Genomic DNA, 19,683 nt, shown 5'->3' with positions numbered 1-19,683 from the left:
CCTCGGATCTTGGCGGCATCCCACACCTCACCTGCCGCATCGACCCGAGTACGCTCGTAATCGTGACCGAACGCGCTCCTCTCTCCCGCAAGCTGTCCGCCATCGCCGAGTCCGCGACCCTCAAGGTCGACGCCAAGGCCAAGGCCCTCAAGGCCGAAGGCAAGGACGTCATCTCGTACGCCGCCGGCGAGCCCGACTTCGCGACGCCGCAGTTCATCGTGGATGCGGCGGCCGAGGCTCTTGCCGATCCCGCCAGCTACCGGTACACGCCGGCCCCGGGTCTTCCGGCGCTGCGCGAGGCGATCGCCGCGAAGACGCTGCGCGACTCCGGCCTCGAGGTCTCCCCCAGCCAGGTCATCGTCACCAACGGCGGCAAGCAGTCTGTCTACCAGGCCTTCCAGGCGGTGGTGAACCCCGGCGACGAGGTGCTGCTGCCCGCGCCGTACTGGACCACCTACCCCGAGGCCATCCGCCTCGCCGACGGCACCCCCGTCGAGGTCTTCGCGGGCGCCGACCAGGAATACAAGGTCACGGTCGAGCAGCTCGAGGCCGCCCGCACCGCCCGCACCACCGCCCTCGTGTTCGTCTCGCCGTCGAACCCCACCGGCTCCGTCTACACCGCCGAGGAGACCAAGGCCATCGGCGAGTGGGCGCTGGAGCACGGCATCTGGATCATCAGCGACGAGATCTACCAGAACCTCACGTACGAGGGCGTCAAGGCCACCTCGATCGTCGAGGCCGTCCCCGAGGTCGCCGGTCAGACCATCCTGGTCAACGGCGTCGCGAAGACCTACGCCATGACCGGATGGCGCGTGGGCTGGATGGTCGGCCCCGCCGACGCCATCAAGATCGCCGGCAACCTGCAGTCGCACCTCACCAGCAATGTGAACAACGTCGCCCAGAAGGCGGCGATCGCTGCCCTCACCGGTCCGCAGGACGAGGCCGAGAAGATGCGCCAGGCGTTCGACCGCCGCCGCCAGCTCATCGTCTCGGAGCTGTCGAAGATCGACGGCCTCGTGGTCCCGAACCCGCTCGGCGCGTTCTACGTGTACCCCGACGTGCAGGGCCTGCTCGGCCGCACCTGGGGCGGCGTGACGCCGACCACCTCGCTCGAGCTCGCCGACCTCATCCTCGACCAGGCCGAGGTCGCTGTCGTCCCCGGTGAGGCCTTCGGCCCGTCCGGCTACATCCGCATGTCGTACGCGCTCGGCGACGAGCAGCTGCTCGAGGGCGTCCAGCGCCTGCAGCGTCTGTTCGCCTGACCCGCTGCATCTCTGCCGAGACCCATCGTGCGCACCGAGACCCACGCCCCCAGTCGCCTGCGGGAGTGGGTCTCGACGTCGACGATGGGTCTCGACGCGCCTGGGGGAAGCAGGAGGAAGAGTGGATGCCGGTGACTCTGCGGGTGGCCTTCACCATCCTGAGCACGGTGACCGTGCTGGTCTTCTTCCTCTCCCTCGTCGTCGCTCCCTTCATGTGGTACTGGGGAGGAGGGTGGCTGAGTGTGCTCCCCTTCGTACCGGTGGTCGTCTACGCGACCATCACGGTGCTCGTGATGAGACGGAAGTCGTGGGCCCGATACGCGACCCTGCTGTTCCCGCTCCCGCTCGCGCTCTACGTTCCGGCGGCAGCTGCCCCGATCTGGGAGTTCTGGGCCGGCCTCGCGGCCCTCGCCCTCACCAGCGCGGCAGTCGTGTTGATCTTCCTGCCCTCGTCTCGTGCCTACTTCGACGGGAAGCAGGTTCAGTCCTCGGGGTGGAAGCCGATCAGCCAGCGGATGCCGTAGCGGTCGATGAGCGTGCCGTCGTAGTCGCCCCACGGACGCTTCTGCAGCGCGTCGATCACACGGCCGTCGGCCGCGAGCGTGTCGTACCAGCCGGTCAGAGTCAGCGCGTCGGCCGTGCCGAGGAGCGAGAGGAACATACCGCCCATCTGCACAGCGTCGTCGTCGGCACCGGCATCCGCACCGGCGAGCTCGACCAGTCCGCTCAGCTGCCCGTGCGCGATCGCATCGCCCGGCCCGTCGTGCCGGCCCGCGGTGGCGTAGTCGAGCAGCTGCAGGTCGCCGCCGAACACCGACTGGTAGTGACGCAGCGCTTCTGCGGCGTTGCCGGGGAACAGCAGGTACGGGATCAGTCCGCTCATGCCGCGAGTGTAGCCCCGCCGTCGGCCGCGGCTGCCGAGCAACGCTCTACAGGTCGACGCCGACGAGCACCGGTTCCGGCTGCAGCACGAGACCGAATTCGGCGTGCACCCTGCTCTGGATGAACCGTGCCAGCTCGGCGACCTCGCCGGCGGTCGCACCGCCGCGGTTGGTCAGCGCGAGCGCGTGCTTGGTCGACACGGATGCTCGTGAGCGCGGAAGCTTGAAGCCCTTGCGGATACCTGCCTGCTCGATGAGCCAGGCCGCGCTCACCTTGACGTCGGAGACGGTCGCGGGCTTCGACGTCGGAACCATTCCGTCGTACGAGGCGAGCGGGATCACGGTCACCGCATCGAGGTCGGGGGCGACCGGCCAGCGCGGGCACTCCGTGGGCAGCGCCCTGGCCACCGCCGCCGTCACGATCGCATTCTGGAAGAAGGAGCCGACGCCATGCGTGTCGGGGTCGTCCGCGTCGAGCAGCATCCCCTTCGACGCCCGGGTCGCGAGGATGCGCTCGCGCACCCACCCCAGCGGAACGGGCATCTCATCGGTCAGGCCCAGCGCCCGACGCAGCTGCTCGCCGCGCACCACGCGCTCACCCGCGATGAGCAGGTCGACGGTCACGGAGAGGATCACGGCACGGCGCAGCGGCACACTCCCGTGGTGGTGCTTGAGCACCGAGGTGCGAAAGCCGAGTCCGAGCTCGGCGGCGGAAACCGTCGAGATCTCTCCGGTCGACTCGTCGATCAGCTCGACCTCGACCAGCGTCTCCTGGATCTCCTGCCCGTAGGCGCCGATGTTCTGCACGGGGGCGGCGCCGACCGTGCCGGGGATCCCGCTCATCGCCTCGAGGCCCGCGTAGCCGTGGGCGACGGCATAGGCGACCAGGTCGTCCCAGCCGTGTCCGGCCTGCGCACGCAGACGGATGCGTCCCTGATGCGGTGACGGCAGCTCTTCGATGCCCTCGGTGCGGACGCGGATGACGGTGCCCTCGAAGGGCTCGTCGCCCACGAAGAGGTTGGAGCCGCCGCCGAGCACGAACCACTCGTCACCGCGCGCCCACGTCTCGCGCAGGGCTTCGACCAGGCCGGCGGTCGTCGTCGCCTCGAACATCTGCTCCGGCGCCGCACCCGTACGCAGCGTGGTCAGCTCCGCGAGTCGGACCGGCTCGCTCTCCCGCATCACAGCGTCCTCATCAGACGGCGACGCGCAGCTGCGCCTTGACGAGCACGGTGGTCTCGCCGAACGTGACCTTGAGGTCGATGCGCGCGACCTCGTCGTCGACAGCACCGACGGTGGCGACGACGGTGATGTCAGCGCCCTCGACGGGGTCGACGACGACGGGCTTGGTGAAGCGCACGCCGTAGTCGAGGATGCGGGCGGCCGGGTCGAGCGCCGCGAGGACGACCGACGAGGCGATGCCCATCGTGAGCATGCCGTGCGCGAGCACGCCGGGAAGCCCGACGGACGCCGCGACGTCATCGCGGTAGTGGATCGGGTTGAAGTCTCCGGATGCCCCCGCGTAACGCACGAGCGATTCGCGGGTGAGGTGCACGGTGCGCTCAGCGAGCACGTCTCCGACGGTGTAGCCCATCAGGCAGCCTCTCCTTCATCCGCACTCGGCTCGGCACCGACCAGCAGCACGCTGGTGGCGGTGACGACATGGGCACCCGCTGGGTCGGTGATCTCGGCCTCGCTGGTGATCATCGCGTTGCCGCCCATCATGCGGATGCCGGTGACGCGCAGCTGCGCGGAGAGCTCGTCGCCCGCGACGATGGGGCGCGTGTAGGCGAAGCGCTGCTCGGCGTGGATGGTGCGCGCCAGCACGATGCCGGAGTCCTCCTGCCCCAGCAGCTGCTGGAGCGTGAGGTCCTGGATGACCATCGCGAAGGTCGGCGGCGCCACGACGTCGGAGAAGCCGGCCGCGCGGGCCGCCTTGAGGTCGGTGTGCTGCGGGGCATCGGCGAAGACGGCGCGAGCGAACTCGCGCACCTTCTCGCGGCCGACGAGGTACGGGGCCGTCGGCGGGAACTCCCGGCCGACCAGATCTTGGTTCACTGCCACCCCTCGATCCTACCGAGGGGTGGCGGCGAACCAGGCCGCGGGTCGGCTTCGGAGGGTTCAGGCCGCCCGCGCGGACATCGCCGATCCGAGCAGGACCATTCTCATGCTGCGCTCCGCGGCGTCGCGCAGCAGTGCCTCGCCGTGCGCCACCGCCTGTTCGAGGGGCATCGGCACGGTGATGATCGAGGCGATCGCGTCGATCCCGATGTCGTGCACGGTCGGCGCGCCGACACCCAGCGACCCGGCGATCCCGAGCACCGGGACGCCGGCGACCCGGGCGCGCATCGCGATCTCGGCCGGCACCTTGCCCCGAGGGGTCTGGAAGTCGATCGCGCCCTCGGCGGTGATCACGAGATCGGCCACCGCCATCAGCTCGTCGAGGGGTTCGGGCAGCAGCCCGCTGTCGAGGAGCACCTCGAAGCGCGGGGCGAGCCGCGCACCGAGCACCGCGGCGAGCCCCGCCCCGAGTCCGCCCGACGCTCCCGTGCCGCCGCCGGTGCGCACGTCCATCGCCGCCCCGAACGGACTCTGCTCCTCGAGCAGACCTGCCCAGATGTCGAGGGCCCCGGCGAGCTGCTCCACCTGCTCCGGCGTCGCGCCCTTCTGCGGGCCGAACACCCGGGCCACGCCACGCGGCCCGCACAGTACGTTGTGGATGTTGCAGGCGAGCACGATCTCGACCTCGCCGATGCGGGGATGCAGACCCGTGAGATCGAGCTGCGCCGCCTCCCTGAGGTGCCGTCCGCCCGTCGGCAGCGGTACGCCGTCGCGATCGAGAATGCGCACGCCGAGTGCTTCGAGCGCACCGGAGCCGCCGTCGCTCGTGCCGGAGTCGCCACAGCCGACCACGATCCGCGCGGCCCCGGCGTCGAGAGCTGCCGCGATCAACTCTCCGACCCCCCGGGTGGTGGTCTCCCCCGGGTCGCGACGGTCGCGCGGCACGAGTCGCAGCCCGGCGGCGGAGGCCATCTCGACGACAGCCGTGCCCGCCCCGTGTCCTCCGAGCCGTGCCCAATGCGCATCGACCGGCTCTCCGACGGGCCCCGTGACCCGCGCCGCGACGAGCTCGCCTCCGGTGGCGGCGGCGAGCGCAGCGGCGGTGCCCTCCCCTCCATCCGGAACCGGATACTCGTCCACCTGCACGCCGGGAATGACCCGACGCACGCCGGCGGCGATCGCCTGGGCCACGGCCTCGGCGCTCAGGCTCTCCTTGAATCCGCTCGGTGCGACCAGGATGCGCTGCGGGGTGTGGATCGACATGATTCCTCCTTCTGCGCCCGAGAGGGGCGACGAGCGCCCGGTGTGCGGGCACGACGAGCACCGGTGCACCGGCGGCGCACGCGGAACGGTTGAGAACAGGGCGGGGCGGGTGCCCGCCGATCAGAGCAGCAGCGGCAACCCCATCAGGGGCCAGACCCACAGGGCGAAGACCGTCACGAGTACGAACATGGCCGGTGCCAGCAGAACGGAGAGCCGACGCAGGTCCTGCGGTGTGAAGCCGCCGCTGACGATGTCGGGGTCGGCGAACATCGCGATCGGCTTCGCCGAGCTGGGGAGCGTGTGGCAGAAGCCGGCCGCGGCGGTCGAAGCGAAGGCCGCAGCCATCGGGGAGACGCCGAGGGCAGGAGCGAGCGCGATCGCGACGGGGATGATCGCGGCGGAGCGCGCGGACCGCGACGGGATCAACAGGTGCGCAGCGGTCGAGATCGCGATGACCACGAGCACGAATGCGACGGCTCCTGCAGCGCCGAGTCCACGCAACGGAGCGAGCGCCGACGAGCTCAGCCAGGCCGCGGCCCCGGTGGTGGTGAGCGCGGATGCCAGCGCGAGAGTCGCGGCGAGGAACAGCAGCAGCGACCACGGCACCCGCTTGATCGCGGCAGGGAAGGTCAGGCAGCCGATCCCCGGCGTCACGGCGGCGACCGCTCCGAGGAGAGCGACCAGGGCCGGTGACAGATGGTGCAGCGGCTCGGTGGCCCAGAAGAGGATCACCCCGCCCAGCAGCACGGCGGCCCGTCGCTCCGGAGAGCTGAGCGGTCCGGTCACCGCGGTCGATGCGGAGCGGCCGATCTCCGCGGCGCTCATGCGAAGGGGTATCGTGCGGTCCTCGCGGCGGGTGAAACGCCAGAGGATGATCTCGCAGGCCAGGTGCGAGGAGACCACGGCGAGGGGCAACCCGAGCCAGAGCCAGCTCAGGAACGTGAAGCCCTCCTCGCCCGCCGCCCGCAGGAGCTGATCGGTGACGATGTGCGCTCCCGCGCCGAGCAAGGAGCCGACGGCCGAGAGCAGCACCACGGTCGGCATCAGGAGGGCGAGGGCGCGGATCACCCGCTCGCGTCCGGGAAGCACGGCCGAGACCGCCGTGTACACGGGGACGGCGAGCGCCGCACGCCCGGACGTCGCGGGCACGGCGAAGGCGGTGAGCGTGAGCGCGACCGTCGTGAGGTGGAACAGGCTCCGCGGCCCCCGCGCGAATCGCAGCAGGTGCGAGGCGCCGCGCAGGGCGAGCCCCGAGGACGACACGGCCGAGGCGATCACGAACGCCCCGATGAGCAGCCAGATGGTCTCGTCGCCGAGAGAGGAGAAGAAGTCGCTCGCCGGCAGCACGCCGGTGACGATGAGGGCGATCGCGGCGAGGAAGGCGACGAGCGTGTCATCGAGGCGCGTCGACGTCCACGCCCACACGGCGAGGAGGAAGACCGTGAGCGTCACCGCGATCGGCAGGGTCGGCGCGCTGTCTCCTGATGACCGAGTCACCGAGGCCAGGACCATCCCGGCCCCGGCGACCAGCACGAGTCCGAGCGCGACCAGGCGGAGGATGCGCGCGCGTCCGGGTCGAGGGCGCACGGATCGGCGTGCGACCGGCAGCCGCTGTCGCTCGGGCGGCATCGTCGCGAAGCGCGTGCGCACGACCGTCGTCGTCTCGGCAGCCGGGTTCGTGGTGTCGGTGCGAGGGCTCATCGGAATCGGTATCCCGCCCCGCGCACGGTCTCGATACGGTCGACGCCGATCTTGCCGCGTAACGCCCGCACGTAGACGTCGACCACGTTGGAGGCCGGATCGAAGTCCATTCCCCAGACATGCCCGATCAACTGGTCGCGCGACAGCACCTGACCCGCGTTCTGCAGGAACACCTCGAGCAGTGAGAACTCCCGCGAGGTGAGTTCGCGCATGTCGCCGTCGACCGTGACCGTGCGCGCTCGCACATCGACCCGCACATCGCCGTGGGTGAGCACCGGACCGGACGCACGGCCCTCGCCGTCGCCGATCCGCAGCCGCACACGCGCGATGAGCTCGGCGAACTGGAACGGCTTCGTGACGTAGTCGTTCGCTCCGCCCTCCAGACCCCGCACGGTGTCGATGACCGAGTCGCGGGCGGTGAGGATGATGACCGGTGTCGCGACGCCCTCGCCACGCAGGTTGGCCAGCACGTCGAAGCCGTCCATGCCGCCGAGCCCGATGTCGAGCAGCACGAGGTCGAACGTGCCGCTGCGAGCCATCAGGAGTGCGGTGTGGCCGTCGGCTGCCTCTGCCGTCTCGTACCCGGCCGCCTGCAGCCCCCGGCGCACGAACGAGGTGATGTGCGGGTCGTCTTCGGCGATGAGGATGCGGCGCATCTCACTCGCTCCTCTCTGCCGCGGCATCATGCCGCGCACGCACGGGGGCCGGGAGGTCGATACCGAACGTGGCCCCGTCTCCGAGCACGCTGTCGACCCAGGCCGAACCGCCGTGTCCGTCGGTGATGGCCCGCACGATCGCAAGCCCGAGCCCCGACCCTCGACGCGCGCCGGAGCTGTCGCCGCGGGCGAAGCGCTCGAAGATGCGCTCGGCATCGGCCGCTGCGACCCCGGGTCCGCAGTCCCGCACCCACAGCCGTAACCGTCGCTGTGTCCCATCGCCGTCGAAACACGAGCCGATGAGGATGCGGTCCCCCGCCTCGGTCACCTGCACCGCGTTCGCGGCGAGCTGGAGCACGGCCTGGGTGACCCGTTGGGGATCGAGCGCCGCCGTCCCCTCGGCCACCTCCATGAGCTGCCAGCGGCGATCGCCGAGGTTCTGCGCCTTGGCCTCGATGTCGAGGGTCAATGCGGCGATGTCGCAGTTGGCGACCCGCACGAAGTCGGGCTGCTCGGCCCGCGCGAGCACGAGCAGGTCCGTGACGATGCGGCTCATCCGGTCGAGCTCGTCGCTCACGAGGCGCAGGGTCGCCGCGCGCTCCTCGGGCTCTTGGCTGAGCAGTTCCAGCTGCCCGCGCACGATCGTGATCGGGGTGCGCAGCTCGTGCCCCGCATCGTCCACGAATCGCTGCTGTGTGGCGTGCACGGCCTCGAGCCGGTCGAGCATCTGATTGAAGGTCGTGGCCACGGCGGCGATGTCGTCGGTGCCCGCGACCGGCACGCGCGCGGTGAGGTCGTGCTCACCGATGTCGCGCGCGACCCGGTACACCTCGCGCACGGGTGCGAGGATCTGACCGGCCACGAGCCAGGCGACGCCGGAGCTGAGCAGGATGCCGAGCAGGGCCACCCACGCGATCGTGACGAACCCGGCATCGACCTGCGCCCGTGCCTCCTGCGTGTACTGCACGATCATGACGGCGCCGTCGCGGTCACCCGTGGTGAACTCCAGCCTGCCCCAACGCAGGGGCCCTGCGTCGGACGACTCCAGCGCGCCGGATGCTGCGGTCTCACCGAGCAGCCGGGTCATGAGCGCCGCCCCTCCCGGCACGTCCGAGACAGTGGAGGGATCCGTCGCCACCCCCTGGCCGTTCGCGACCGCGATCACCACCCCGTCGACGGTGGCGATGACGACCTCGTTCTCGTGCACCGACTGTCGGGCGACGTACTCGCCGACCAGCTCCTCGGCCGTGGCGTGGCCACTGGCCGCGGCGTCTTCCGCGAATCGGGAGAACTCGGCGGCCTCCTGCTCGATCTCGGCGTTGGCCGACTGCTCCACCCCTGCGAGGAAGATGCTGCGGCCGATCATCCCGACGGCCAAGAGTGTGACGGCGGTGCTGAGGATGATCCACAGGGTGATCCGCCAGCGGGCAGGCAGGGTGCGGCGGCGCAGCGTGCGCAGTGGAGCACCGGTGGGCACAGATTCCTCTGGTGCCGAGTGCATATCAGGACGCGTCGAAGCGGTGGTCTCACCCAGGTCGAGGGGCAGGGTGGGTGCGTCAGTCATCGTCGCCGCCGTCATCGTCATCGTCGTCCTCGGCGGGTGGGGCGGGCGCAGGGGCCTGCGCAGGCGGCGGCGCCGGTGCCGGATCCGGATCCGGAACGACGGGAGCCGGCACGGGCGCGGGTTCCGCACTCGGCGCCGGGGTCGCCAGCTGCACCGACACGGGTTCGGTGGGGATCTGCGGCGACGGCGGTATCTGCGCCAGCACGACGCTCCCGACCGCGAAGGCGACCGGGATAGCGATCAGCGCGCCGGTGAGGAGAAGGCGTCGTGGAGTGGGCATGACCCCATGATGCCCGTCGATCATGATGCGGAGATGAGTCGTGGATGAAGATCCTTTCATCCACGCGGGCTCAGCCGCGCTTGCGGCCTCTGATCGCCTTGATCGCCATCTGCACCGCGATCACGACCAGATATGCCGCGAAGAGCATGTTGCCCAGCGTCGGGTCGACGATCGTGGCCAGCCACGCCCCGAGCGCGGTCGTCGTGCAGGCCGAGATGCCGATGATCAGCGCCGCGAGCAGGTCGACGTTGCGGTTGCGGAGGTTGCCCACGGTGCCGGAGATGGCGGTGGGGATCATCATCAGCAGCGAGGTGCCCTTGGCGACCAGGTCGCTCGTGCCGAAGGCCAGCATCAGCACAGGTACGACGATCACTCCACCGCCAACGCCGATCAGCCCCGCGAGGATTCCGGTGCCGATTCCCACGCCGACGAGGGCGATGCCGGTCAGCCAGGAGAGTTCGAACGCGGCGTCGCGTGAGGGGATCACCAGGAAGAGGCTGACGATCACGACGACCAGGAAGCCGACGAAACCCCACCGCAACGCCGTCTGCGAGATGCGCGGCAGCAGCCGTGTGCCGATCTGCGCGCCCACCACGGCACCCGCCGCGAGGATGATCGCGGGCACCCAGGCCACCGAACCGGTCGTGGCGTAGGAGATGACGCCGACGCTCGCCGTGGGCACGATCGCCGCGAGCGAGGTCCCGGCCGCGAGGCGCTGATCGAAGTGCAGCAGGAGCACGAGCAGCGGGACGATGACCGTGCCACCGCCCACGCCGAAGAGGCCGGAGAGGAGGCCGGCGAGTAGGCCGATACCGATGAACGCCGCGTAGGCACGAGGCCCACGTGCGGGGGCCTGTACGTCATTCACCGGATCAGCCTACTCGCGGCCGCCTCCCCTCTCGTACCCGCCGTCTCGAACTCAGACCTCGGAGTCCGCCTTCATCGGCAGCGCGATCGATGCGGTCAGCGCCTGCTCGTACCGACGCTGGCGACGCCGCAGCCACAGTCCGCCGACGATCAGCAGCGCGAGCACGCCGTAGGCGATCGCGGCGAACGGCTGCATGACCAGCGTGCTCAGATCCCCCTGGCTCAGCTGCAGCGCCTTGCGCAGCTGCTCCTCGGCCATCGGCCCCAGGATCATCCCGACCACGAGCGGTGCCACCGGGTATCCGTACCTGCGCATGAAGTACCCGAGGATGCCGACGATCAGCAGGATCACGATGTCAGACGGCGAACTGTGCAGCGCATACGCGCCGAAGACCGCGAACAGCAGGATGCCCGCGTAGAGGTACGGCCGCGGGATCTGCAGCAGCTTCACCCACATGCCCACGAGCGGCAGGTTGAGCACGATCAGGATCACGTTGCCGATGTAGAGGCTCGCGATGAGCGCCCACACCAGGTTCGACTGGCTCTCGAACAGCAGCGGCCCCGGCTGGATGCCGTACGACTGGAACGCCGTGAGGATGATCGCCGCGGTCGCCGTCGTCGGCAGGCCGAGCGTGAGCAGAGGCACCAGCACGCCGGCGGCGGCGGCGTTGTTGGCCGACTCCGGACCGGCGACGCCCTCGATCGCGCCACGTCCGAACTCGTCGCGATGCTTCGACAGCTTGCGCTCGGTCGCATAGGACAAGAATGTGGCCACGTCGGCGCCGCCCGCCGGGATCGTGCCGATGGGGAAGCCGATCGCCGTGCCCCGCAGCCAGGGCTTCCATGACCTCCGCCAATCGGCCTTGGTCATCCAGGAGCGCCACCCGCGTGTCACGGGGATCACGTCGACGCCGCCGTGCCGCAACCGGGCGGCGATGTAGAACGTCTCCCCGACCGCGAACAGCCCGACAGCTACCAGGACGATGTCGACGCCGTCGGACAACGCGGGAAGCCCCAGCGTGTAGCGCTGCTGTCCGGAGAGCCAGTCGGTGCCGACGAGACCGAGGAACAACCCGACGCCGAGCGAGAGCATCCCGCGCGAGATCGAGCTGCCGATCAGCGCGCCGACCGTGATGAACGCGATCACGATGAGGGCGACGTAGTCTGCCGGTCCCAGGTTCACCGCGAACTGCGCGAGCAGCGGAGCCAGCAGCGTCAGCCCCAGCGTCGCCAGGGTGCCGGCGATGAAGGACCCGATGGCCGCGGTGGCGAGCGCAGCGGCACCGCGCCCCATCCTGGCCATCTTGTTGCCCTCGATCGCCGTGACTATCGAGGCCGACTCCCCCGGCGTGTTCAGGAGGATGCTCGTCGTCGAGCCGCCGTACATGCCCCCGTAGTAGATGCCCGCGAAGGTGATCAGCGCGGCGGCGGGATCGAGCGTGTAGGTGAGGGGAAGCAGCAGCGCCACCGTCATGGCGGGGCCGATGCCCGGGAGCACTCCCACCGCGGTGCCGACGAAGACGCCGAGGAAGGCGAACGCGAGGTACTGCGGCTGCAGCGCGGTCGCGAAACCCTCCAGAAGCAGGGTCCAACTGTCCATCAGAACATCCTTCCGAGCCAGCCGAGAGCGGGACCCCAGGGCAGCGACAGGCCGAGCAGACCGCCGAACACGACCTGGATCACGAGCGCGACCGCGATCCCGATGAGGAAGGCCATCCACCAGCGCTTGGCGGCGAGCGACCACGCGACCCCGCCGAACAGCAGGGCGGCCGCGGGCGCCCACCCCAGCGGCTCGATCAGGAGCAGGTGGGCGACGACGAGACCCGCCAGCTTGGCGAGGGTGACCCAGTCGGTCGGCAGGCTCTCATCGATGTCCTCCGCCTCCTCCGCACCGCCGCGTTCGCCGCGCAGCGCGCCGATCAGGACCGCGACCGCGGAGGCGAGCAGGATGACGGAGACGAAGATCGGGAAGACCGTCGGGCCGGCTTTCATGCCGACGGGGACGTGGATCAGGAAGATGCCGACGACGGCGAAGACGCCGAGCGCAACCATGATTCCGGCGAACACGAGTTCGCCGATGGGGACGGAGGAAGTGCGGCGTGCGGGTCGACCGCCGTGGTCGACCCGCACCCCCTGCTCCCCGGTCCCCGACGATGCGGGGACCGTCATGTCACTGCACCAGGCCGATGTTCTTCAGCGTCGCGGTGACCTCTTCGATGTTCCCGGTGAGGAACTCGTCGAAGTCCACACCGACCAGGAACGCGTCGGTCCATCCCTTGGTCTCGAGCTGCGCGGTCCATGCCTCCGACTCGTGGAGCTCGGTGATCACACGGACCAGCTCGTCCTTCTCTCCGTCCGAGATCCCACCGGGGGCGATCACCCCGCGCCAGTTCGTCAGGACGACGTCGTAGCCTTCCTCCGTGATGGTCGGGACGTCGGGGAGCTGCGACACCGGCTCCTCGCTCGACACCGCCAGCGCCTTCAGCGCGCCGCTCTCGATGTGCTGGGCGAACTCGCCCACACCCGAGATGCCCGCGGAGACCTTCCCGCCGATGAGCAGCGGAACCGCCTCACCGCCGCCGGAGTTCGGGGTGTAGTTCAGCTTCTCGGCGATCTCCGCACCGTCCAGCCCTGCCTCCTCGAGCATGAGCCCGGCGAGGATGTGGTCGGCTCCTCCCGCGGACCCGCCCGTGACGGTGACCGACTGACCGTTGTCGACGATGTCCTCCACGAGGTCTTCGAGGGTGTCGTACTTCGAGTCCGCCGGCACGACGACGACGAGCGGCTCGTCCGTCAGGCGGGCGATCGGGGTGGTGTCCTCGATCCGCACCGCCGAGGCGTTGGTCTCGACTGCTCCGACCATGACCAGACCCATCACCATGAGGGTGTTCGGGTCCTTCTCGTTGGCGAGCTGAGCGAGGCCGACCGTGCCACCGGCGCCGCCCACGTTGGTCACCGGGGCGGAGGCGACGAGGTCGTCCTGGGTGAGCACCTGCGACAGCGCTCGTCCGGTCTGGTCCCATCCCCCGCCGGGGTCGGCCGGGACGACGATCGAGACGTCGGTGATCGTGGCCGCTTCGGATTCCCCTCCGCCGTCGTCGGTCGCGGCGCTGCCTGCGGCGCACGAGGTGAGGGCGAGGGCTGCGACCGCGGCCATTGCGGCCCACGTTCCGATGCGGGCGGGGGGTGCGATGCGTGCGTTCTTCATGTGCGCTCCTCCTTGAGCGTTGTGATGCTGTCGCTCCACCCTGGAGCGTGGGACACCCGCGGTGCGGCTTCGGAAACCATTGGTCGGAGTTTCGGAACTATTGGTCGCGAGCATCGCTCTCCCTCGCTCGCACCGCACGCGGCGAGGGGCGACAATGAGCAGGTGGCCTCGAAGATGACGCTCCGCATGCAGCTGCTCGTGCTGCAGGCGCTGATCGTGTTCCTGGTGACCCTTGCGACCGGCATCGTGGCCGGCGCGTTCCAGGAGCACGCCCTCCGTGACGCCTACAAGGACCGGATGCAGGCCGTGGCCCAGTCGATCGCAGCGCTTCCCACCGTGCATGCGGCCTTCGACGACGCCGAGCCCTCCGTCGCGATCCAGCCCATCGCCGAGGTCATCCGCGAGGCGTCCGACCTCGCCTATGTGGTCGTGGCCAACGACGACGGCATCCGCTACTCGCACCCGAATCCGGCGCGCATCGGCGAGAAGGTCTCCACCGACCCGTCGATCCCGCTCTCGGGCGAGGTCTACGTCGGCACGCAGACCGGCACGCTCGGCACCTCCTGGCGGGTCAAGGTACCCATCCGCGACGACGAGGGCGCCGTGATCGGCACCGCATCCGTCGGCATCCTGGAGTCCGAGCTCAACGAGGAGTTCTCGGCGAACCTGGTGTGGCTGATCTCGACGATGCTGGCCGCGGCCGTGCTCGGGGTGTTCGGATCCGCATGGGTGACCTCGATCATCCGGCGGCGCATCTACCGACTCGAGCCGCATCAGATCGCCGCCCTGGTGAAGAACCAGGAGACCACGCTGCACGGCCTCAGCGAAGGTGTGATCACGGTGGACGACGCCGGACGGATCACGCTCGTGAACGATGCCGCCGCCCGTTTCCTGGACAGGGACGCCGCCGACCTCGACGGCGAGCTCGCCGCCGAAGCGCTGGGCACGGAGCTTTCGACCGTGCTGCGGGAGGGCGAGTCCGCCGGTCGGCCGGTGATCGTGGGATCGCACGTACTCGTGGCTCGCAGCACCGGGAGCGAGGCCGACCGCGGAGGAATCGGGGCCACCCTCCTGCTGCGCGATCACACCGAGCTGCATGATGTGGTGCGACGAGTCGAGGCAGCTGACGCGATCATCGCCTTCCGGCAGCGCCTCGGACTCCCCAAGGGGCTCAGCGCCGAGACGCTCGACCGTGTCTCTGCGGCGCTCGTCGCACGCCCCGACGCCTCGGCCACCGAGATCGGTGAGGACCTGGACATCTCCCGGGTCAGTGCCAGGCGCTACCTCGAGCACCTCGCCGCATCGGGAAGGGCGACGCGCGCGCTCGACTACGCGACCAAGGGTCGCCCGAGCACCCGATACCGCGCCAGCGACGCCGTCTGACCTGCACACAGCCCTGGGACGCAGTGCCATTCTGTGCGACACTGGATCGCATTCGACATCGACGTCAGCCTGCCCGGATCGAAGGAGATCGCATGGTTCGCAGTACCTATCCCGATGTGGAGATCCCCGAGGTCTCCATCCACGACTTCCTGTTCGGCGACCTCTCCGAAGCCGAGCTCGACACCGTAGCCCTCGTCGACGGGACGAGCGGGGCGACCACCACCTACCGGCAGCTCGTCGGGCAGATCGATCTGTTCGCTGGTGCCCTCGCGGCGCGCGGTGTCGGAGTGGGCACCACGGTCGGTGTGCTCTGCCCGAACGTCCCCGCGTTCGCCACCGTGTTCCACGGCATCCTTCGCGCGGGCGCCACGGCCACCACCATCAACTCGCTCTACACGGCAGACGAGATCGCGAACCAGCTCACCGATGCGGGCGCGACCTGGCTCGTGACCGTGTCGCCCTTGCTTCCCGGTGCGCAGGCCGCCGCCGAGAAGCTCGGATTCGACGCCGACCACGTCATCGTGCTCGACGGTGCCGAAGGCCACCCCTCCCTCCCGGCGCTTCTCGGTGAGGGGCGCCAGGCACCGGACGTGTCGTTCGACCCGTCGACGCATCTGGCCGTCCTCCCCTATTCCTCGGGAACGACCGGACGCCCCAAGGGCGTGATGCTCACGCACCGCAACCTGGTGGCCAACGTGTCGCAGTGCCGTCCGGTCCTCGGCGTCGATGCCAGTGACCGGGTGCTCGCCGTCCTGCCCTTCTTCCACATCTACGGCATGACGGTGCTGCTGAACTTCGCGCTGCGTCAACGGGCCGGGCTCGTCACGATGCCGAAGTTCGACCTCCCCGAGTTCCTGCGCATCATCGCCGAGCACCGCACCACCTGGGTGTTCGTCGCTCCCCCGATCGCCGTCGCGCTCGCGAAGCATCCGATCGTCGACCAGTACGACCTCTCCGCCGTGAAGGTGATCTTCTCCGGCGCCGCGCCTCTCGACGGCGCCCTGGCCTCGGCGGTGGCCAACCGCTTGGGGTGCATCGTGACCCAGGGGTACGGCATGACCGAGACCAGCCCCGCGGTCAACCTCATCTCCGAGGCGCGCACCGACATCGACCGCTCGACCATCGGGCCGCTCGTCCCGAACACCGAAGCACGGCTCGTCGATCCCGATTCGGGCGAAGACGTCACAGTGCCGGCAGAGGGCGCGAGCGAGCCCGGTGAACTGTGGGTGCGGGGACCGCAGGTCATGGTCGGCTACCTCAACCGCCCGGACGCCACGGCAGAGATGCTCGATGCCGACGGCTGGCTGCACACCGGTGATGTCGCCACCGTCACCGATGAGGGCATCTACCGTATCGTCGACCGGCTCAAGGAGCTCATCAAGTACAAGGGCTACCAGGTGGCTCCGGCCGTGCTGGAAGCCGTGCTGCTCGAGCATCCCTCCATCGCGGATGCCGCCGTGATCGGCGCACTCGATGAGGACGGCCAGGAGGTGCCCAAGGCCTTCGTCGTACGCCAGCCGGAAGCCGAACTCGATGCCGAGGCGGTCATGGCCCACGTCGCCTCGCATGTCGCGCCGCACGAGAAGGTACGCCAGGTGGAGTTCATCGATGTGATCCCCAAGTCGAGCTCGGGGAAGATCCTGCGCAAGGATCTGCGTACTCGCTGACGACGTCACCGGATAAACGAAGAAGCCCGCCATCCCTTTCGGGGTGGCGGGCTTCTTCGTGAGCGAAGTGCTTACTCGGACTTCTTCTCGACAGCGTCCTCGGCGGCAGCCTCGGCTGCTTCGCCCTCGGCCTGCGACTCGGCGCCGGCCTCGACGGTCTCGTCGGCGGGAGCCTCCTCGGCGGGAGCCTCCTCGACGACCTCAGCCGGCTTCTCGGCCTTCTCGGCCTTCGGAGCAGCAGCCTTCTTGGTCGACTTCGCCTTCGGGGTGACGGGCTCGAGAACGAGCTCGATCACGGCCATCGGCGCGTTGTCGCCCTTGCGGTTGCCGACCTTCGTGATGCGGGTGTAGCCGCCCTCACGGTCAGCGACGAGCGGCGCGATCTCGGAGAACAGGACGTGCACGACTTCCTTGTCACCGATGACCGACAGCACCCGACGACGCGCGTGCAGGTCGCCACGCTTGGCGAAGGTGATCAGACGCTCGGCGAGCGGACGAAGGCGCTTGGCCTTGGTCTCGGTCGTCTTGATCGACTTGTGGGTGTAGAGCGCCGCCGCGAGGTTGGCAAGCATCAGGCGCTCGTGTGCGGGGCCGCCTCCGAGGCGGGGACCCTTAGTGGGCTTGGGCATAATCGTCTAACTCCTGGTCAGAAAGGTCGGGTATCAGAAGGACTCGTCTTCGCTGCCGCCGTAGAAGTGGGCGCCGTCGAAACCGGGCACCGAATCCTTGAGCGACAGACCGAGCGAGATGAGCTTGTCGCGCACCTCGTCGACCGACTTCTGGCCGAAATTGCGGATGTTCATGAGCTGCGTCTCCGACAGGGCGACGAGCTCGGAAACGGTGTTGATGCCCTCACGCTTCAGGCAGTTGTACGAGCGGACCGACAGGTCGAGGTCCTCGATCGGCATCGACAGCTCGCTGGAGTTCACTGCCTCCACCGGCGCCGGGCCGATCTCGATGCCCTCGGCCTCGACGTTCAGCTCGCGGGCGAGACCGAACAGCTCGGTGAGCGTCTTCGCAGCCGAAGCGACGGCGTCGCGGGGGCTGATGGCCGACTTGGTCTCGACGTCGAGGACGAGCTTGTCGAAGTCGGTGCGCTCCCCGGCACGGGTCGCGTCGACGCGGTAGCTGACCTTGAGGACCGGCGAGTAGATCGAGTCGATCGGGATCTGACCGGCCTCGGCGTACTCGTTGCGGTTCTGCGTCGCCGAGACGTAGCCACGGCCACGCTCGATGGTGAGCTCGAGCTCGAACTTCGCGGTGTCGTTCAGCGTCGCGATGACGAGCTCGGGGTTCTGCACCTCGACACCGGCCGGAGCCGAGATGTCAGCGGCGGTGACTTCGCCCGCACCGGTCTTGCGCAGGTACGCGGTGATGGGCTCATCGCGCTCCGACGAGACGACGAGCTGCTTGATGTTGAGGATGATCTCAGTGACATCCTCCTTCACGCCGGGGATGGTGCTGAACTCGTGCAGCACGCCGTCGATGCGAACGCTGGTGACAGCAGCACCGGGGATCGACGACAGCAGGCTGCGACGCAGCGCGTTGCCGATCGTGTAACCGAAGCCGGGCTCCAGAGGCTCGATGATGAACCGGCTACGGTTCTCGACGATCTTTTCCTCGGTCAGTGTGGGACGCTGTGCAATAAGCACTCTGTGTTCCTTTCGATCACATGCCCGCTATATGACATGTGGTGGGGTGAGGTTTTGAGTTGTGGAAGTCGATGCCCGCACGCGGGCGTCGAGCCGCTCAGACCACGAAGGGACCGAGCGGCTCGACACGCGAATCAGACGCGGCGACGCTTCGGCGGACGGCAGCCGTTGTGCGCCTGCGGGGTGACGTCCTGGATCGAACCCACCTCGAGGCCGGCGGCCTGCAGCGAGCGGATCGCGGTCTCGCGGCCGGAGCCCGGACCCTTCACGAGGACGTCGACCTTCTTGACGCCGTGCTCCGCAGCCTGGCGGGCAGCCGACTCGGCGGCCATGCCTGCGGCGTACGGGGTCGACTTGCGGGAGCCCTTGAAGCCCACGCCACCCGACGATGCCCAGGCGATGACGGCGCCGGACGGGTCGGTGATCGAGACGATCGTGTTGTTGAACGTCGACTTGATGTGGGCCTGGCCCAGCGCGATGTTCTTCTTTTCCTTGCGGCGCGGCTTGCGCGCGGCGGCCTTGGGTGCAGCCATGAAAGTGTTCTCCTAGTCCCTGGGGCCGCGCTTAGCGGGCCTTCTTCTTGCCTGCGACGGTGCGCTTCGGGCCCTTGCGGGTACGGGCGTTGGTCTTGGTGCGCTGACCACGGACCGGGAGACCACGACGGTGGCGGATGCCCTCGTAGGAGCCGATCTCGACCTTGCGGCGGATGTCTGCTGCAACCTCGCGGCGCAGGTCACCCTCCACCTTGTAGTTGCCTTCGATGTGGTCGCGGAGGGCGATCAGCTGGTCGTCGCTGAGGTCCTTCACGCGGATGCTCTCGTCGATGTCCGTCGCCTTGAGGATCTCGACCGAGCGGGTACGGCCGACGCCGTAGATGTAGGTAAGGGCGATCACCACGCGCTTGTCGCGCGGGATGTCAACGCCGGCAAGACGTGCCATGCGGTTCTCCTGGGTGTTGTGGAGGTGTGGAACAGGATCGGTGCCCGGGCCTCCGCCCCGAGGTGTCCCCCGCTTCCGCGAGTTCTGATCCTGCCGTTGTGTTTTCAGTTGTGAGATGTGCGTGAGCGATGCCGCGCAGCGCGGGCCCGTCGATCAGACCGGCGGGCCCGCCAGGGACTCAGCCCTGGCGCTGCTTGTGACGCGGGTTGCTCTTGCAGATCACCATGACGCGGCCGTGACGGCGGATCACCTTGCAGTGATCGCAGATGGGCTTGACGCTGGGGTTGACCTTCATGATG

Annotated in this window: 22 protein-coding genes; 4 read left to right on the top strand and 18 right to left on the bottom strand. The window is 69.2% G+C overall.

Translation table 11 applies throughout. From position 1 onward, the window contains the following. Positions 1–62: 62 nt before the first annotated feature. Both KY497_RS06905 and KY497_RS06900 read left to right on the top strand, forming a co-directional pair. Positions 63–1,262, top strand: coding sequence for a pyridoxal phosphate-dependent aminotransferase (locus KY497_RS06905; RefSeq protein ID WP_127482915.1), 1,200 nt, complete (start codon positions 63–65; stop codon positions 1,260–1,262). 125 nt (positions 1,263–1,387) lie between these two features. Further along, the gene (locus KY497_RS06900; RefSeq protein ID WP_141385777.1) at positions 1,388–1,786 is read left to right on the top strand and encodes a hypothetical protein; all 399 of its coding nucleotides are present in this window, start codon (positions 1,388–1,390) and stop codon (positions 1,784–1,786) included. On the opposite strand, the gene KY497_RS06895 is transcribed toward KY497_RS06900, so the two are convergent. The 13 genes from KY497_RS06895 to KY497_RS06835 all read right to left on the bottom strand — a co-directional run bounded on the left by KY497_RS06895 (position 1,744) and on the right by KY497_RS06835 (position 13,743). Next, positions 1,744–2,145 (bottom strand): VOC family protein, encoded by a 402-nt coding sequence (locus KY497_RS06895; protein WP_141385776.1) that lies wholly within the window; start codon positions 2,143–2,145, stop codon positions 1,744–1,746. The genes KY497_RS06900 and KY497_RS06895 overlap by 43 nt on opposite strands. A 46-nt stretch (positions 2,146–2,191) precedes the next feature. Then, positions 2,192–3,325 (bottom strand): UDP-N-acetylmuramate dehydrogenase, encoded by a 1,134-nt coding sequence (locus KY497_RS06890; protein ID WP_219870147.1) that lies wholly within the window; start codon positions 3,323–3,325, stop codon positions 2,192–2,194. A 13-nt stretch (positions 3,326–3,338) separates the two neighbouring features. Then, positions 3,339–3,737 (bottom strand): MaoC/PaaZ C-terminal domain-containing protein, encoded by a 399-nt coding sequence (locus tag KY497_RS06885; protein ID WP_218683280.1) that lies wholly within the window; start codon positions 3,735–3,737, stop codon positions 3,339–3,341. Further along, positions 3,737–4,207 carry a MaoC family dehydratase N-terminal domain-containing protein gene (locus KY497_RS06880; RefSeq protein WP_141385774.1) on the bottom strand — a complete coding sequence of 157 codons (471 nt, stop codon included), beginning with the start codon at positions 4,205–4,207 and terminating at the stop codon, positions 3,737–3,739. Before KY497_RS06880 ends, KY497_RS06885 begins: the two co-directional genes overlap by 1 nt. Before the next feature lie 57 nt (positions 4,208–4,264). After that, the gene (locus KY497_RS06875) at positions 4,265–5,467 is read right to left on the bottom strand and encodes a glycerate kinase (RefSeq protein WP_219870146.1); all 1,203 of its coding nucleotides are present in this window, start codon (positions 5,465–5,467) and stop codon (positions 4,265–4,267) included. Between the two features lie 120 nt (positions 5,468–5,587). Continuing rightward, positions 5,588–7,168 carry an SLC13 family permease gene (locus KY497_RS06870; protein ID WP_219870145.1) on the bottom strand — a complete coding sequence of 527 codons (1,581 nt, stop codon included), beginning with the start codon at positions 7,166–7,168 and terminating at the stop codon, positions 5,588–5,590. Then, complete coding sequence (locus tag KY497_RS06865) at positions 7,165–7,824, bottom strand: response regulator transcription factor (RefSeq protein WP_219870144.1); 660 nt, start codon at positions 7,822–7,824, stop codon at positions 7,165–7,167. Before KY497_RS06865 ends, KY497_RS06870 begins: the two co-directional genes overlap by 4 nt. Position 7,825: 1 nt before the next feature. Continuing rightward, a complete protein-coding gene (locus tag KY497_RS06860) occupies positions 7,826–9,388 on the bottom strand; it encodes a cell wall metabolism sensor histidine kinase WalK (protein ID WP_218026593.1) in 1,563 nt (520 codons plus the stop codon). Continuing rightward, positions 9,381–9,668 carry a hypothetical protein gene (locus KY497_RS06855; protein WP_219870143.1) on the bottom strand — a complete coding sequence of 96 codons (288 nt, stop codon included), beginning with the start codon at positions 9,666–9,668 and terminating at the stop codon, positions 9,381–9,383. The genes KY497_RS06860 and KY497_RS06855 overlap by 8 nt, the downstream gene beginning before the upstream one ends. 70 nt (positions 9,669–9,738) lie before the next feature. Continuing rightward, positions 9,739–10,536 carry a sulfite exporter TauE/SafE family protein gene (locus KY497_RS06850; protein WP_055865556.1) on the bottom strand — a complete coding sequence of 266 codons (798 nt, stop codon included), beginning with the start codon at positions 10,534–10,536 and terminating at the stop codon, positions 9,739–9,741. A gap of 51 nt (positions 10,537–10,587) precedes the next feature. Beyond that, entirely contained in the window at positions 10,588–12,135 is a 1,548-nt protein-coding gene (locus tag KY497_RS06845; protein ID WP_141385769.1) for a tripartite tricarboxylate transporter permease, read from the bottom strand. Continuing rightward, positions 12,135–12,704 carry a tripartite tricarboxylate transporter TctB family protein gene (locus KY497_RS06840; protein ID WP_258185943.1) on the bottom strand — a complete coding sequence of 190 codons (570 nt, stop codon included), beginning with the start codon at positions 12,702–12,704 and terminating at the stop codon, positions 12,135–12,137. Before KY497_RS06840 ends, KY497_RS06845 begins: the two co-directional genes overlap by 1 nt. A gap of 1 nt (position 12,705) precedes the next feature. Beyond that, positions 12,706–13,743, bottom strand: coding sequence for a tripartite tricarboxylate transporter substrate binding protein (locus KY497_RS06835; protein ID WP_219870142.1), 1,038 nt, complete (start codon positions 13,741–13,743; stop codon positions 12,706–12,708). 162 nt (positions 13,744–13,905) lie between these two features. On the opposite strand from KY497_RS06835, the gene KY497_RS06830 reads away from it, so the two are divergent. Both KY497_RS06830 and KY497_RS06825 read left to right on the top strand, forming a co-directional pair. Then, on the top strand, positions 13,906–15,126 hold the full coding sequence (locus KY497_RS06830; protein WP_219870141.1) for a PAS domain-containing protein: 1,221 nt from the start codon (positions 13,906–13,908) through the stop codon (positions 15,124–15,126). 92 nt (positions 15,127–15,218) lie between these two features. Then, on the top strand, positions 15,219–16,793 hold the full coding sequence (locus tag KY497_RS06825) for an AMP-binding protein (protein ID WP_219870140.1): 1,575 nt from the start codon (positions 15,219–15,221) through the stop codon (positions 16,791–16,793). 71 nt (positions 16,794–16,864) lie between these two features. Here the strand turns inward: KY497_RS06825 and rplQ are convergent, their stop codons facing one another. The 5 genes from rplQ to rpmJ form a co-directional block, all read right to left on the bottom strand. After that, positions 16,865–17,422: a 50S ribosomal protein L17 gene (gene rplQ, locus KY497_RS06820; RefSeq protein WP_031207971.1), complete on the bottom strand. Its 558-nt coding sequence runs from the start codon at positions 17,420–17,422 to the stop codon at positions 16,865–16,867. Positions 17,423–17,455: 33 nt separating this feature from the next. Next, the gene (locus tag KY497_RS06815) at positions 17,456–18,445 is read right to left on the bottom strand and encodes a DNA-directed RNA polymerase subunit alpha (RefSeq protein ID WP_021201111.1); all 990 of its coding nucleotides are present in this window, start codon (positions 18,443–18,445) and stop codon (positions 17,456–17,458) included. Positions 18,446–18,579: 134 nt separating this feature from the next. Continuing rightward, positions 18,580–18,978: a 30S ribosomal protein S11 gene (gene rpsK / locus KY497_RS06810; RefSeq protein WP_017829189.1), complete on the bottom strand. Its 399-nt coding sequence runs from the start codon at positions 18,976–18,978 to the stop codon at positions 18,580–18,582. 31 nt (positions 18,979–19,009) lie between these two features. After that, on the bottom strand, positions 19,010–19,384 hold the full coding sequence (rpsM, locus tag KY497_RS06805) for a 30S ribosomal protein S13 (RefSeq protein ID WP_017201568.1): 375 nt from the start codon (positions 19,382–19,384) through the stop codon (positions 19,010–19,012). Between the two features lie 178 nt (positions 19,385–19,562). After that, entirely contained in the window at positions 19,563–19,679 is a 117-nt protein-coding gene (rpmJ, locus tag KY497_RS06800) for a 50S ribosomal protein L36 (RefSeq protein ID WP_005050492.1), read from the bottom strand. Positions 19,680–19,683: the final 4 nt, after the last annotated feature.

Source organism: Microbacterium sp. PAMC22086 (assembly GCF_019443525.1).
Classification (GTDB): Bacteria; Actinomycetota; Actinomycetes; order Actinomycetales; family Microbacteriaceae; genus Microbacterium; species Microbacterium maritypicum.
Note: the sequence above shows the minus strand (reverse complement) of the source record. Positions and strands in the feature narration are given on the sequence as shown.